Annotated in this window: 11 protein-coding genes and 1 riboswitch; of the genes, 6 read left to right on the top strand and 5 right to left on the bottom strand. The window is 68.2% G+C overall.

The features are described 5' to 3' along the window. Window positions 1-99 precede the first annotated feature (99 nt). A complete protein-coding gene (locus ACLJRL_RS09370) occupies window positions 100-1,119 on the top strand; it encodes a phosphatidylinositol-specific phospholipase C domain-containing protein (protein WP_410655681.1) in 1,020 nt (339 codons plus the stop codon). On the opposite strand, the gene ACLJRL_RS09365 is transcribed toward ACLJRL_RS09370, so the two are convergent. Beyond that, a complete protein-coding gene (locus ACLJRL_RS09365) occupies window positions 1,116-2,039 on the bottom strand; it encodes an NADP-dependent oxidoreductase (protein ID WP_410655680.1) in 924 nt (307 codons plus the stop codon). The genes ACLJRL_RS09370 and ACLJRL_RS09365 overlap by 4 nt on opposite strands. 88 nt (window positions 2,040-2,127) lie before the next feature. On the opposite strand from ACLJRL_RS09365, the gene ACLJRL_RS09360 reads away from it, so the two are divergent. Together ACLJRL_RS09360 and ACLJRL_RS09355 are read left to right on the top strand one after the other, a co-directional pair. Continuing rightward, window positions 2,128-2,526, top strand: a complete 399-nt coding sequence (locus ACLJRL_RS09360; protein ID WP_410655679.1) for a winged helix-turn-helix transcriptional regulator — start codon at window positions 2,128-2,130, stop codon at window positions 2,524-2,526. A 95-nt stretch (window positions 2,527-2,621) separates the two neighbouring features. After that, complete coding sequence (locus tag ACLJRL_RS09355) at window positions 2,622-4,139, top strand: alkaline phosphatase family protein (protein ID WP_410655678.1); 1,518 nt, start codon at window positions 2,622-2,624, stop codon at window positions 4,137-4,139. A gap of 68 nt (window positions 4,140-4,207) precedes the next feature. On the opposite strand, the gene thiD is transcribed toward ACLJRL_RS09355, so the two are convergent. Then, window positions 4,208-5,029, bottom strand: coding sequence for a bifunctional hydroxymethylpyrimidine kinase/phosphomethylpyrimidine kinase (gene thiD / locus ACLJRL_RS09350; protein WP_410655677.1), 822 nt, complete (start codon window positions 5,027-5,029; stop codon window positions 4,208-4,210). Next, window positions 5,026-6,669 (bottom strand): phosphomethylpyrimidine synthase ThiC, encoded by a 1,644-nt coding sequence (thiC, locus tag ACLJRL_RS09345; RefSeq protein ID WP_410655676.1) that lies wholly within the window; start codon window positions 6,667-6,669, stop codon window positions 5,026-5,028. Before thiC ends, thiD begins: the two co-directional genes overlap by 4 nt. Next, window positions 6,663-6,811, bottom strand: a riboswitch (TPP riboswitch). It overlaps the preceding gene by 7 nt. Window positions 6,812-7,053: 242 nt before the next feature. On the opposite strand from thiC, the gene ACLJRL_RS09340 reads away from it, so the two are divergent. Beyond that, entirely contained in the window at window positions 7,054-9,228 is a 2,175-nt protein-coding gene (locus ACLJRL_RS09340) for a glycoside hydrolase family 15 protein (RefSeq protein WP_410655675.1), read from the top strand. A gap of 90 nt (window positions 9,229-9,318) precedes the next feature. Here the strand turns inward: ACLJRL_RS09340 and ACLJRL_RS09335 are convergent, their stop codons facing one another. Continuing rightward, the gene (locus ACLJRL_RS09335) at window positions 9,319-9,891 is read right to left on the bottom strand and encodes a peptide deformylase (protein WP_410655674.1); all 573 of its coding nucleotides are present in this window, start codon (window positions 9,889-9,891) and stop codon (window positions 9,319-9,321) included. A 158-nt stretch (window positions 9,892-10,049) separates the two neighbouring features. On the opposite strand from ACLJRL_RS09335, the gene ACLJRL_RS09330 reads away from it, so the two are divergent. Continuing rightward, the gene (locus ACLJRL_RS09330; RefSeq protein WP_410655673.1) at window positions 10,050-10,361 is read left to right on the top strand and encodes a DUF3263 domain-containing protein; all 312 of its coding nucleotides are present in this window, start codon (window positions 10,050-10,052) and stop codon (window positions 10,359-10,361) included. After that, on the top strand, window positions 10,358-10,999 hold the full coding sequence (locus ACLJRL_RS09325) for a LytR C-terminal domain-containing protein (protein WP_410655672.1): 642 nt from the start codon (window positions 10,358-10,360) through the stop codon (window positions 10,997-10,999). The genes ACLJRL_RS09330 and ACLJRL_RS09325 overlap by 4 nt, the downstream gene beginning before the upstream one ends. Window positions 11,000-11,056: 57 nt before the next feature. Here ACLJRL_RS09325 and ACLJRL_RS09320 read toward each other — a convergent pair whose 3' ends face one another. Next, window positions 11,057-13,336: an AAA family ATPase gene (locus ACLJRL_RS09320; protein WP_410655671.1), complete on the bottom strand. Its 2,280-nt coding sequence runs from the start codon at window positions 13,334-13,336 to the stop codon at window positions 11,057-11,059. Window positions 13,337-13,365 lie beyond the last annotated feature (29 nt).

Here is a 13,365-nt window from a genome sequence, read left to right as displayed (position 1 = left end):
TTTGATGGCATCCGTTCGGTTCAACACGGCTTCGGCCGCAGTCCATCACGGTGGCACAGTGTGTGAGCCAAAGCACTACCGGTGCGTGAAAGGGCCAGGATGAAACTCTCCCCTGCGATCTTCCTGATCAGTGCGGTCGTGGCCGCGTCGCTTTCCGGCACGGCCGCGAACGCGGACTCCGCGAAGGTTTCCCATGTGACCACGATCGGCGTCCACAACACCTATGAGACCGGTGCCTACGACTATCTCGCGCGGGCGCTGGACGCCGGCACCTCGTTGATCGAACTCGACGTCTGGCCCAACATCATCACCCGCGAGTGGAAGGTCAGTCACTCGAACCCGTTGGGGAACAACAACAACTGCGTCGCGGCGAGTTCGCCGTCACAGTTGTACACCGGTGGGCGGAACAAGAACCTCGAACACTGCCTCGACGACATCCGCGTCTGGCTGTCGGCGCATCCGGACAGCAAACCGCTCACGCTCAAGCTGGAGATGAAGACCGGGTTCGCGGACAACCGGGGCCTCGGCCCGGACGAACTCGACGCGTCCATCCGGGGGCATCTCGGCGGCGCGGTGTTCCGGCCGGCGGACCTGCTCGGCGGCCACGCGACCCTCGACGACGCGGCCAAAGCGGACAACTGGCCATCGCTGGAAGCGTTGCGGGGCAAGGTGATCATCGAAGTCATCCCCGGCACGGTCGAGGAGGGCAATCCGACGGACACGCTCAAGACCGATGTGGAGTACGCGCGGTATCTGCGGTCGCTCAAGGACGCGGGCCGGGTCGGCGAGGCGCAGATCTTCCCGACGGTGCACGGCGCGGCCCCGGGTGATCCGCGGAGCAAGTACGCCGATGCCGGGCTGCGGCCGTGGTTCGTGGTGTTCGACGGCGACGCGAACGCGTGGCTCACCCAGACCGGGCCGGGCTGGTACGACGACAACCATTACTACGTCGTGATGACCGACGCGCACAACGTCGCGCCGGCCATCGACTCCCGGAACCCGACTCCTCAGCAGGCGAGCGACCGGGCCGTGCTGCTGGCGAAGAACCACGCGTCGGTGCTCACCTCGGACTGGACGGGCCTGACCACCGTCCTGCCCCAGGTGCTCCCGCGCGGTTAGACGGTCAAGACCAGCTTTCCGGTGACACGGCCGCCTTCGCCGACTTCGTGGGCCTTGGCGACGTCCTCCAGCGGGAAGGTCTGGTCGACGTGGACGCGCAGTTCGCCCTTCTCGATCAGGTCGGTCAGTGCCAGGAGGCCGATCTGATCGGGTTCGGCGAGCATCCCCGACGTCCGCACGTCCAGCTTCCCGGCCTTCGCGGCAACGGCTTCACTCACGCCGCCCGGAACCGCGATCAGCAGGCCGCCCGGCTTCACCGAGCCGAGCCAGCGCAGGTCGCTGTCTTCGCCGACCAGCCCGAACACGACGTCCACATCGGACGCCGTCGCGCTCGCGTCGTGGTAGTCGATCGCCTCGTCGACGCCCAGTTCCCTGAGGAACTCGTGCTTTCCGGCGCTCGCCGTGCCCAGCACGTACGCCCCGCGGGCTTTCGCCACCTGGACGGCGAGGTGGCCGACCCCGCCGGCCGCCGCGTCGATCAGCACGCGCTGACCGGGCCGGACGTCGGCGATGTCCACGAGGCCCTGCCACGCGGTGAGCCCGGCGAGCGGCAGCCCGGCGGCCTCTTCGTGGGAGAGGTTCGCGGGTTTGCGCACGAACTGACGGGCGGGCGCCGTCACGTATTCGCCGTAGCCACCGGCATGCCGGGGAAACCAGGGGAAGCCGAGGACCTCGTCGCCGACGGCGAACAGCGTCGTCCCGGCGCCGAGCTCCTCCACCACACCGGAAACGTCCCAGCCGAGGACGAACGGCGGCTCGCCCATGAAGACGCCGTAGGCCCGGGTCTTCCAGTCCACCGGGTTGATCCCCGCGGCGCGCACGCGCACGAGTACCTCGGTCGGGCCGGGCGACGGGCGCTCGGCCTCGGTCACCGTCAGCACCTCCGGGCCGCCAAGCCGCTGCTGGGTCACCACGCGCATCGAAAGCTCCTCTGTTGTTGGTGCCCTCCATGGTCGGCCGCCCGGTCACTTTTCGCTAGAAGGCACTTTTGGGTAAACTAGGTACCTGATGGAAACCACCTGTGAAGTGCCGGAATCGCCGTGGGACATCTACCTGCGGAACTGCCCGTGCCGAGACGTTCTCGATCTGCTCGCCAACAAGTGGACCGCGCTGGTGCTCGGGGCGCTGTCGCGGCAGCCGCACCGGTTCGGTGAACTGCGCCGCGCGGTCGGCGGCATCAGCCAGAAGATGCTGACCCAGAACCTGCGCGCCCTCGAACGCGACGGCCTCGTCACGCGCACGGTCTACCCGACCACGCCACCGACGGTCGAGTACGCGTTGACCGAGCGGGGCACCGGCGCGAGCACGCTGCTCATGGCGGTCAGCGCGTGGTCGATCGACAACTTCGACGGGATCCTCGAATCCCGCAAGAGTTACGACTCGCGGGTGATGGAGCCCGTCGGCTGAAGTCCGTCCGGCGGGCACGCGGACTTCATCGGGAAGACAGTTCGGCGCACTAACTTGACGAGCAATTGGTTCGAACAAGTTACCCGGAGGCTTTTGTGCGCAGAACGCTATCCCTCCTGTCGGCCCTGGTGGCCGTCGCCGGGCTCACTTCAGGCGTCGCCGCTGCCGCGGCCAAGACGCCAAAGGTGCTGGTCATCGGCCTGGACGGCGCTCGGTTCGACAAGCTGCTGGCCGCGGACACTCCCAACGTCCACGCGCTGGTGAATCGCGGTTACGCGTCCCGCAGTTCGTTGTACGGCAGCGGAATGGCCCCGACGGTCAGCGGTCCCGGCTGGTCCACGATCCTCACCGGCGTCTGGCCGGACAAACACAAGGTGAAGGACAATTCCTTCACCGGCAACGATCTCGCCGCGCATCCGAGCTGGCTGGCCCGCGCCGAGACCGCGAACCCGGCGCTCGACACCTATGCCGCCGTCGACTGGACGCCGATCAGCGACCGGATCCTGCGCACGGGCCAGGACCGCAAGTTCGTGCTGAACGGCGACAGCGCCGGCTACGAGAAGACCGACGAGCAGGTCGCCGTCGACGCGGAGAAGCATCTCAAGCAGGACAAGGCCGACGCGTCATTCGTCTACTTCGGACAGACGGACATCGCGGGCCACGATCACGGTGCGGATTCGTCGCAGTACGAGGCCAGCCTGCGGACCGACGACGCGCTGATCGGCCGGTTGCTGGCGTCGATCGACGCGCGGGCGAACCGGGCGGACGAGGACTGGCTGGTCATGATCTCCGCCGATCACGGTCACACGCCCTCGGGCGGGCACGGCGGGGACACTCCCGAGGAGCGGATGACGTTCGTGATCGCCGCGGGAGGCGCGGTCCCGGCCGGAACCCCCGCTGTGGCGCCGAAAATCGTCGACATCGCGCCCACCGTGCTGCGGCACCTCGGCATCACCGCCCCGACGGTCTACGACGGCTACGCACTCGGCGCCGCGCCCGCGGACGTCTTCGACACTGCTTCCCTGAAGCCCCGGCAAGACGAGACCGGTGTCCCGGCGGGTGTCCTCGGCTGGACCCACGACGCGCCGGGCGGCTGGACCGTGCGGAACGCGTCCGGGATGCCCGCCGGGGTTACGGAATGGCAGGGCTGGGCCTTCACCACCGACGACTTCTGGACCCGCACCGCACCCGGGCAGCAGCGCGAGGCGAACGCCCGGGCACGTGGCGTCTTCGCGGTCGCCGACCCGGACGAGTGGGACGACAAGGGATCGCCGTCTTCGCGCGGCACGTTCGACTCTTCCCTGGTTTCACCTGGGCTTGACGTTGCCGGAAAGTCCACTGTGGACGTATCGTTCGTCTCGCACTACCGGCAGGACGGTACGCAGCGAGGTGCGCTGACGGCGTCGTTCGATGGTGGGCCCGAGCAGAGCGTGCTGGCCTACGGGCCGGAGTCCGGCACGGCGAACAAGGGCGGCGACGTGCTTTCGGTGCCGACGTCGGCGTCGATCAAGGTGCCCGCCGGCGCGCGTTCGGTGAAGCTGACCTGGCGCCTCTATGCGGCGGGGAACAACTGGTACTGGGCCGTGGACGCTCCTCGGCTTAAGACTAGCTAAGGGTCTCGTGAATGGTAATGACGGTTAGAACCGTCATTACCACTCACGACTTCTTGCCCACGCGCGGCTCAGGCGTCGCCCAGCCGCCAGAACGGTGACACCGGGCCGACTCCCGCACCCAGCGGGTACGACTCCGCGACGCACCGCTCGATGAACCGTTTCCCGTCGGCGACCGCGGTGGGGACGTCGGCTCCCTTGGCCAAGGAAGACGTGATGGCCGAAGCCATGGTGTCCCCGCCGCCGTGCGTGTTCCGCGTGTCGTAGCGCGGTCCGCTCAGCTCGATCCACGACGCGCCGTCGGACAGCAGATCGACGCAGTCCTGAGCCGCGTCGAGGTGCCCGCCCTTGACCAGTACCCACTCGGAACCGAACTCCAGCAACGCCTTCGCCGCATCTCGCTGAGTCGAGGGTCCGGTCACTTCGACGCCGGTGAGGAGCCGGACCTCGTCGAGGTTCGGCGTGATCAGCGTGGCGCGCGGGAACAGTTCGGTGCGGATCGCCTCCAGCGCTTCCTCGCGCAACAAGGCGTGCCCGGTCATCGAAGCGGCGACGGGGTCCACGACGAACGGCGTCGAGGTGTTCCGTCCGATGTGGACTTCGTCGAGCGTTTTGGCCACGGCGTTGATGATCTCGGCCGTGGCCAGCATCCCGGTCTTGGCGGCGTCGACGCCCATGTCGGTGGCGACGGCCTTGATCTGGCCGGTGACGACGTCGACCGGGATCTCGCTGAAACCCTGCACGCCCAGCGAATTCTGCACGGTGACCGCGGTGAGCGCGACCATCCCGTGCACACCGTTGGCGAAGAACGTGCGCAGATCGGCCTGGATGCCCGCACCACCGCCGCTGTCGGAGCCGGCGATGGTGAGGGCGGTCTTGGGCGTTTCCGTCACTTAGTGACCACCGGCAGATAGACCTTGTTGCCCTGCTCGGCGAACTCCTCCGACTTCTCCGTCATGCCCGCCTCGATGGCTTCCACAGTGGACAGTCCGTGTTCCTCGGCGTACTTGCGGACGTCCTGCGTGATCCGCATCGAGCAGAACTTCGGCCCGCACATGGAGCAGAAGTGCGCCGTCTTCGCTGGTTCCGCGGGCAGCGTCTCGTCGTGGAACGAGCGGGCGGTGTCCGGGTCCAGCGACAGGTTGAACTGGTCGTTCCAGCGGAATTCGAAGCGGGCCTTGGAAAGCTCGTCGTCCCACTCCTGCGCGTACTGGTGGCCCTTGGCGAGGTCGGCGGCGTGCGCGGCGATCTTGTAGGTGATCACGCCGGTCTTGACGTCGTCGCGGTTCGGGAGGCCGAGGTGCTCCTTCGGCGTGACGTAACACAGCATCGCCGTGCCGTACCAGCCGATCTGCGCCGCGCCGATGGCCGAGGTGATGTGGTCGTAGGCGGGCGCGATGTCGGTCGTGAGCGGGCCGAGGGTGTAGAACGGCGCCTCGCCGGTCAGCTTCTCCTCGATCTCGACGTTCTCCTTGATCTTGTGCATCGGCACATGGCCGGGGCCTTCGATCATCACCTGGACGTTGTGGTCCCGGGCGATATGCGTGAGCTCGCCCAGCGTTTCCAGTTCGGCGAACTGCGCTCGGTCGTTCGCGTCGGCGATCGACCCGGGACGCAGCCCGTCGCCGAGGGAGAAGCAGACGTCGTACTCGCGAAGGATCTCGCAAAGTTCGGCGAAATTGGTGTACAGGAACGACTCCTTGTGGTGCGCGAGGCACCAGGCGGCCATGATCGCGCCGCCGCGCGAGACGATGCCGGTGACCCGCCGCGCGGTCAGCGGGATGTAGCGCAGCAGCACGCCGGCGTGCACGGTGACGTAGTCGACGCCCTGCTCGCACTGCTCGATGATGGTGTCGCGGTAGATCTCCCACGTGAGCTTTTCCGGCTCACCGTTGACCTTTTCCAGCGCCTGGTAGATCGGCACGGTGCCGACCGGGACCGGCGAGTTCCGGATGATCCACTCGCGGGTCTCGTGGATCCGTTTGCCGGTGGAGAGGTCCATGATGGTGTCGGCGCCCCAGCGGGTGGCCCACACCATCTTGTCGACCTCTTCCTCCACGGAGGACCAGACGGCCGAGTTACCCATGTTGGCGTTGATCTTCACCAGGAACTTCTTGCCGATGATCATCGGCTCGCTCTCCGGGTGCTTGCGGTTGACCGGGATCACCGCGCGGCCGCGCGCGACCTCGTCCCGCACGAATTCCGGCGTGCAGCGCTCCCGTGCCGCGATGTACTCCATTTCGCGGGTGATGATGCCCTGTTTCGCCCAGCCGAGCTGGGTGTTGTGCTCGCGGCCGTCGGCCCAGCCCGCGCGCAGCCGATGGAGTCCACTGTGGACGTCGATCTCGGCGTCCGTGTCGGTGTACGGACCCGAAGTGTCGTAAACGTCGAAATGCTCGCCGTTCGAAAGATCGATCCGCCTCGCGGGGACCCGGAGGCCGGATTCCGTCTGGTTGTAGACCTTTCGCGAACCGGTGATCGGCCCGGTGGTCACTGTGGGCGTGATGGCGGGATTGTTCTCAAGCGTCGTCAACGACGTTCACTCCCTACGCCGGCATTACCCGGTCAGGTTCATGCGGTCGGCGGCGCCCATGCCTTTCGAAGATCACAGTCTCCTAGAAAGACACCAGCCGCCCTCTCAGCCCGCCATGGCGCGAGCTCCCGCGTTGTTTGGTTGTGGCCCCGACCATGCCACGGCGAGGCTCCCGCAATCAACCCTCCAGGGCGATGGTCACTCCGAAGCCGCAACTAGTCCTCTAGTTGCGCTACATGCGCGTGCAACTACCGCAACTAGAGGACTACTTGCGTGAGGAGACATGTCGACAGCGTTACCGGTTCACCGGTTTGGAGCATGTGCCCGCACGGGATTCACGACACAATTCTGGGCTCTGCACCGTTACAGAAGTCTGGGGTCGATATGCGAAAACTCATGCTCCCGGCACTGGCAGGCGTCCTGATCGCCGGTCTGGTCCCGGCGGTGGCGACGGCCGAGGGCGGTGAGGCGCCCGGAGCGCCCGGCGCCCATCCGAGCTGGCTTCCGGCGAACAAGACCGGCTTCGGTACCGCCCGCGACCGGGCGAGCAAGGTCTGGTTCACCCTGCAGGGTGGCCGCCTCTCGGAGGTCTACTACCCGGACCTGTCCACACCGAGCGTCCGCGCGCTCGACCTCGTCGTCACCGACGGGAAGAGCTTCGCCACCGTCGATTCCTCGGCCAAGGCCCAGCAGGTGCGCCGCACCGACGCCGACGGTCTCACCTACGAGCAGACGATCACCGACGACCAGCGCCGCTGGAAGGTCCGCAAGACCTACGTCACCGACCCGGCACGGGCGAGCGTGCTGATCGATGTCGACTTCGTTTCGCTGACCGGCCGTCCCTACCAGGTGTTCGCGGTCGCGGACCCGGATCTCACCAACGAGGGATCCGACGACTCCGCGCGGGCGAACGGCGCGAACGCGGTCGCGTCCGATGCGAAGACGGCGGCAGCGTTGACCGCGGAACCGGCGTTCTCCCGCACCAGCGTGGGATACGCGGGTTCCTCCGACGGTATTACCCAGCTGACGAAGTCCTTCACTCTCAAGGAGTACGCGAGCGCGCCCAAGGGCAACGTCCTGCTCACCGGGCAGACGTCCGCCGACGGTGTCCGCTCACGGCACCTCACGCTTTCGCTCGGCATGGGCGCGAAGGGTGACGAGGCGCTCGCCAATGCGAAAGCCTCGCAACGGCGCGGATTCGACGACGCGGCCCGTTCGTATGACCGTGGCTGGAAGCAGTACCTCCGTCAGGTGAAGGACGTGCCGTCGTCCATCAAGACGAAGAAGGAACGCGACCTCTACAAGGCCTCCGTCCTCATGCTCGCCGCGAGCGAGGACAAGACCCACCGGGGCGCGTTCATCGCCGCGCCGAGCATGCCGTGGCGATTCGGCAATAACGACCCGGAATGGTCGCCGTCGGGTACGTATCACCTGGTCTGGCCGCGCGACCTCTATCAGATCGCGACCGGCCTGCTCGCCGCCGGCGACCGTGACGCGGCGAACCGGTCCGTCGACTACATGTTCGGCACGCAGCAGTTGCCGGACGGGCATATGCCGCAGAACAGCCACGTCGACGGCACGCCGTACTGGACGTCGATCCAGCTCGACGAGACGGCTCTGCCGATCGTGCTCGCCCAGCAACTCGGCCGCACCGACGCGAAAACCTGGCAAGGCGTGCGCAAGGCGGCGGAATTCCTGGTGTCCTATAAGGCCGACAACGGCCACGCCTCGCCGTACAGCCAGCAGGAACGGTGGGAGGAACAGGACGGCTACTCGCCCTCGACGATCGCCGCGGTGATCGCCGGGCTGGTCTGCGCGGCCGACATCGCCAAGGCGAACGGCGCCTCCGCCGACGCGAAGCGCTACCTCGACACCGCCGACGCTTTCAAAGCAAAGCTCGTCCAGTGGACGGTGACCACGAACGGTCCGCTGTCGAAGGACCCGTACTTCGTCCGGCTGACCAAGGACGGCAACGCGAACAACGGCACGAAGTACAACCTGGGCAACTCCAGTGTGACCATGGACCAGCGTGCGGTGACCGACGCCGGGTTCCTCGAACTGGTGAGGCTGGGCATCTACCGCGCCGACGATCCGGTGATCCGCAACAGCATCAAGGTCACCGACGCCGACATCGCGTTCACCACTCCGACGGGTCAGTTCTGGCACCGGTACACGAAGGACGGCTACGGCGAGAAGGCCGACGGCTCACCGTGGGACTACACCTTCCCGGCGGAAAGCCGGACCACTTTCGGGCGACTCTGGCCGCTGCTCGCGGGTGAACGCGGCGAATACGACCTCGCCGCAGGTGATCGGGGTATGGCCGCGAAGCGCCTTCGCGATCTTGGTCGCGTCAGCAGTTCCGGTGACACCATGCCGGAGCAGGTCTGGGACGAGAACGCGCCTTCGGGTCAGCTGGGCTTCCCCGCGGGCACACCGACGGCGTCCGCGACGCCGCTGGCGTGGACGCACGCCCAGTACCTCCGGCTCGCCTGGTCGGTGCAGACCGGGAAGGTGATCGAGCAGCCGCGGGTGGTGCGCTGCCACTTCCTGGGCTGCTGAGGCTCGGTCCCGTAATGCTATGAACGACTCGTTACTTGCGAATTTTGCAAGTAACGAGTCGTTCATAGCGCGCGAGGTGACGCGAGAAGGTCAGTCTTCGGCGGGTTCGGGCTCGGCTTCGGGTACCCAGGAGTTGCCCGGAACGCCCCATTTGTTCGACTTGAGCATCTTCTTCGCCGCGCGGGCGTGGCGGCCCACCAGCCGGTCGAGGTAGATGAAGCCGTCCAGGTGGTCGGTTTCGTGCTGGAGGCAGCGCGCGAAGTAGCCGGTGCCTTCGACCTCGATCGGATTACCGTCGACGTCGGAGCCGGTGACCTTCGCCCACGAAGCCCGCCCTGTCGGGTACGACTCGCCGGGGGCCGAGAGGCAGCCTTCCCAGTCGTCGTCCGGGTCCGGCATGGTCTCCGGGATCTCCGACGTCTCGAGTTTCGGGTTCACCACGGCGCCCTTGTGGCGCGTACCCTCGTCGTCGGGGCAGTCGTAGACGAACACTCGCAGGTCGAGGCCGATCTGGTTGGCCGCGAGGCCCACCCCTTCGGCGGCGTACATGGTCTCGAACATGTCGTCGATGAGCGTGCGCAGCTTGTCGTCGAACTCGGTGATCTCCCGAGTCGGGTTGTGCAGCACTGGCTCGCCGGCGATCACGATGGGATGGACGGTCACGCGCGCAGTTTAGTCGGACCCTTCTGGTACACCCTTACCCATGACGCGCCGACGCCGATGCCGAGGCCGGGCACCGGATCCGTGGTCTAATGGCGCCGCGGAATGACAAGCCTGTGGTTTCACGCCCGCCGAGCACTGACCTGATTGCGAGGAGTCAGATGGACGCCGCGGAGTCGATGGCTGAGCCCGACCAGCCGTCCCCGTCGGAGACCGTGAGCGGCCTCAGTGAGCGCGAGCTCGACATGCTCGCCTTCGAGCGGCAGTGGTGGAAATACGCCGGTGCGAAAGAACAGGCCATCCGCGAACGCTTCTCGATGTCGACGACGCGGTATTACCAGCTGCTGAACCGGCTCCTCGAGAAGACCGAAGCCATGCAGGCCGATCCGATGCTGGTGAAGCGACTGCAAAAGACGCGAGCGGCCCGGCAGCGCAACCGCGCGGCCCGGCGACTGGGGATCGATCTCTCATGAGTCTGTTTTCGGGTCTGTCCCGGCCGATGAAGGCCGCCGGACTGGCCTTGGTCGGTATCGCCGTGATCGCCGCCGTGATCGGCGGGATCACCTTGGCCACCAACGGCGGTGATTCCGACACCGCCACTCCGCCCGGGTCCACGCCCACGACCTCGGACGGCGCGACCCCGCCGTCGTCCCCGGCGCCGGGGACACCACCGGCCAGCTCACCGCCCGCTTCGTCGGCGCCGCCGTCGAGCCCGCCCGCGAGTTCGGCGCCTCCGGGGAGCCAGCCGGGGCAGCCCGGCCAGACCGGGCAACCGGGGCAGCCGGGTGGCGACCAGCAGGCATCCAACAAGTGGGTGACCGTGCGGGTCTACAACAACAGCACCGTCCACGGTCTCGCCACGCGTGCCGCCGACGACTTCCGCGCCTCCGGCTGGAAGGTCGAAGAGGTCAGCAACTACTCGTCCGGCATCATCCCGGCGACCACGGCCTACTTCCGGCCGGGCACCGACGAGGAGGCCGCCGCGAAGGCGATCGCCCTCGAGTTCGGCTTCCGCGCCGAGCCGCGGTTCGACGGCATCCAGAAGTCGGCCCCGGGCGTGATCGTCATCGTCACGAACAACTACAAGACCAACGGCAAGACCGGCTCCTAGTAGTACGTGAAGGCCCCCTTCCCTGCGTCTAGCGCAGGGAAGGGGGCCTTCACGTACTTACGCCTGGTTCTGCGCGTAGGCCTCCAGCGCCGCCAGCTGGGCCGGGTCGAGCGAAGGTCGCACGGTCTCCGAGGCCTTCGCCAGATGTGCGGCGGTGACCTCGCTGGCCTCCAGTGACTCCCGCATCGCGGTCAGCGCGGCCTCCCTGATCAGCGCCGCGCAGTCCGCCGCCGAGTAACCGTCCAAAGTGGCCGCGACGGCGGCGAGGTCCACATCGGACGCCAGCGGCGTGTTCTTCGCGTTGGCGGCCAGGATCGCCTCCCGCGCGTGCGCGTCCGGCGGCGGGACGTAGACGCGGCGCTCCAGCCGTCCGGGCCGCAGCAGCGCCGGGTCGACCAGTTCCGGCCGGTTCGTCGCGCCGAGGACGACGACCTCGCGCATCGGCTCGACACCGTCCAATTCGGTCAGCAGGGCCGCGACGACCCGGTCCGACACGCCGGAGTCCGAGGACTGGCCGCGGCGCGGGGCGAGCGCGTCGATCTCGTCGAGGAAGATCAGCGACGGCGCGGCCTCGGAGGCGCGGCGGAAGAGTTCCCGCACCGCGCGCTCGGACTCGCCGACCCACTTGTCCATCAGCTCGGCGCCCTTGACCGCGAACACGTTCAGCGCGCCGGTGCCGGCCAGCGCACGCACCAGGAACGTCTTGCCGCCACCGGGCGGGCCGTACAGCAGCACCCCGCGCGGCGGGTCGACGCCCAGGCGCGCGAACGAGTCCGGGTAGCGCAGCGGCCACAGCACCGCCTCGGTGAGCGACTGCTTGACGTCGGTCATGTTGCCGACGTCGTCGAGGGTGAGCCCGCCGGTGGCCAGATTGTCCGAAGTGGACATCGAGATCGGGCGGACGGTGGTCAGCGCGTCGAGCAGATCCTGCTGGGAGATCCGGGGTTCTTCGGAGTCACGCTGCCGCAACGCGGCGCGGAGGGCGGCGTCACGGCGGAGCGCGATGAGGTCCGCGGCCACGAAACCGGGGGTGCGCTCGGCGATCGGGCCGACGTCGACGCCGGTCTCCAGCGGGGCGTCGCGCAGCAGGACGCGCAGCAGGTCCGTCCGGGTCTTGGCGTCCGGCAGCGGCAGGCCGAGTTCGCGGTCCAGCAGGTCGGCCGCGCGCAGCCGCGGGTCGGTGGACTCGGCGCGGCCGGTGGTGGCGATGACCGCGAAACCCTTGTTGCGCAACGCCTTGCGCAGGTCGTCGAGGACGACCGTCGCGAGCGGCGGCGGCTGCGACGCGGGCAGCAGCGCGTCGATGTCGGTGATCAGCAGGACGGCGGGCTCGTCGTCGCGGGTGGCCTGCGCGATCGCCTCGCGCAGGCGCGCGGCCGCCACGTTCGGATCGAGGACGGCGATGTTCGGCGCCGCGAGCGAGATCACGCGGACCTTCTCGGCCTGCGCCACGGCGCGGACCAAGGTCGCCTTGCCGACGCCTTCCGGGCCGGACAGCAGGACGCCGAGATGCGCCGACGTCCCCAGTTTGGCCAGCAGTTCGGGCCGGTGGAAGGCCAGGTCGAACCATTCGGCGAGCTTGCGCGCCGCCGATTCGGAACCGGCGAGATCGGACAGCGGCGGCACGTTTTCCTCGGCCACCTCGTCGATCTGCTCCTCCTCGACGATCTCGGCGTCGATGAAGTCGTCGTTCGAGGCGACCGGCGTGCTGCGCACCAGCGTCGTCCCGGCGCGGGCCGGAGCGGCGGCGGGCGTGGCTTCACCGGTGCGGGCGCCGTCCCGCCAGCTGACCACAGTGGACGGTCCGACGGCGACCGGGCCCGACGGCTCGGTGGCGGTGACGGTGAGCAGTTCGTTCGTCCACGTCATCCCGATGGCGCGCGAAAGCTGGCCGCGCACGGCGGAGACGTCGGAGCCCGGAGCGGGCGCGAGATCCTGGGGGAGCAGGGAAACCGCGTCGCCGACGGTCAGCACCTTGCCGATCAGGGCGAGCCGCAGGGTGTGCGGGGAGAGCGAAACGCTCGCCATCCGCGAGCCCGACACGGTGACCGTTTTCGCGGCCGAGACCTCCGCCGGCGCGACGACCACTTCGGAGCCCTCGGTCACGCCGAGGTTCGACATCGTGACGTCGTCGACGAGGATCACGCCCGGCAGCCCTTCCGCCTCGGCCGGGGCGGCCAGCGCGGAACTGACGCGGGCGCCGGTGAGGCGGACCGCGTCCCAGGCCATCAGGCCGAGCGCGTCGAGGACTTCGGGGTGCAGCCGGACGACGCCGCGGCGGGAATCGAGGGCGGACGGGGTGTGCCGGACGGTCAGCGTGATCTGGGGTGCGCTCACCCCGTCACCCTATCCAGCCGACGGCGAGG

The sequence above is a fragment of the Amycolatopsis sp. lyj-112 genome (assembly GCF_046549055.1).
Taxonomy (GTDB): domain Bacteria; phylum Actinomycetota; class Actinomycetes; order Mycobacteriales; family Pseudonocardiaceae; genus Amycolatopsis.
This window is presented reverse-complemented; position numbering and strand designations above follow the sequence as displayed.

Excerpts from the sequence above, each read along its gene's own strand:
- ACLJRL_RS09370 (WP_410655681.1), top strand. The coding sequence starts at position 100 with ATGAAACTCTCCCCTGCGATCTTCCTGATCAGTGCGGTCGTGGCCGCG.
- ACLJRL_RS09365 (WP_410655680.1), bottom strand. The coding sequence starts at position 2,039 with ATGCGCGTGGTGACCCAGCAGCGGCTTGGCGGCCCGGAGGTGCTGACG.
- ACLJRL_RS09360 (WP_410655679.1), top strand. The coding sequence starts at position 2,128 with ATGGAAACCACCTGTGAAGTGCCGGAATCGCCGTGGGACATCTACCTG.
- ACLJRL_RS09340 (WP_410655675.1), top strand. The coding sequence starts at position 7,054 with ATGCGAAAACTCATGCTCCCGGCACTGGCAGGCGTCCTGATCGCCGGT.
- ACLJRL_RS09330 (WP_410655673.1), top strand. The coding sequence starts at position 10,050 with ATGGACGCCGCGGAGTCGATGGCTGAGCCCGACCAGCCGTCCCCGTCG.
- ACLJRL_RS09325 (WP_410655672.1), top strand. The coding sequence starts at position 10,358 with ATGAGTCTGTTTTCGGGTCTGTCCCGGCCGATGAAGGCCGCCGGACTG.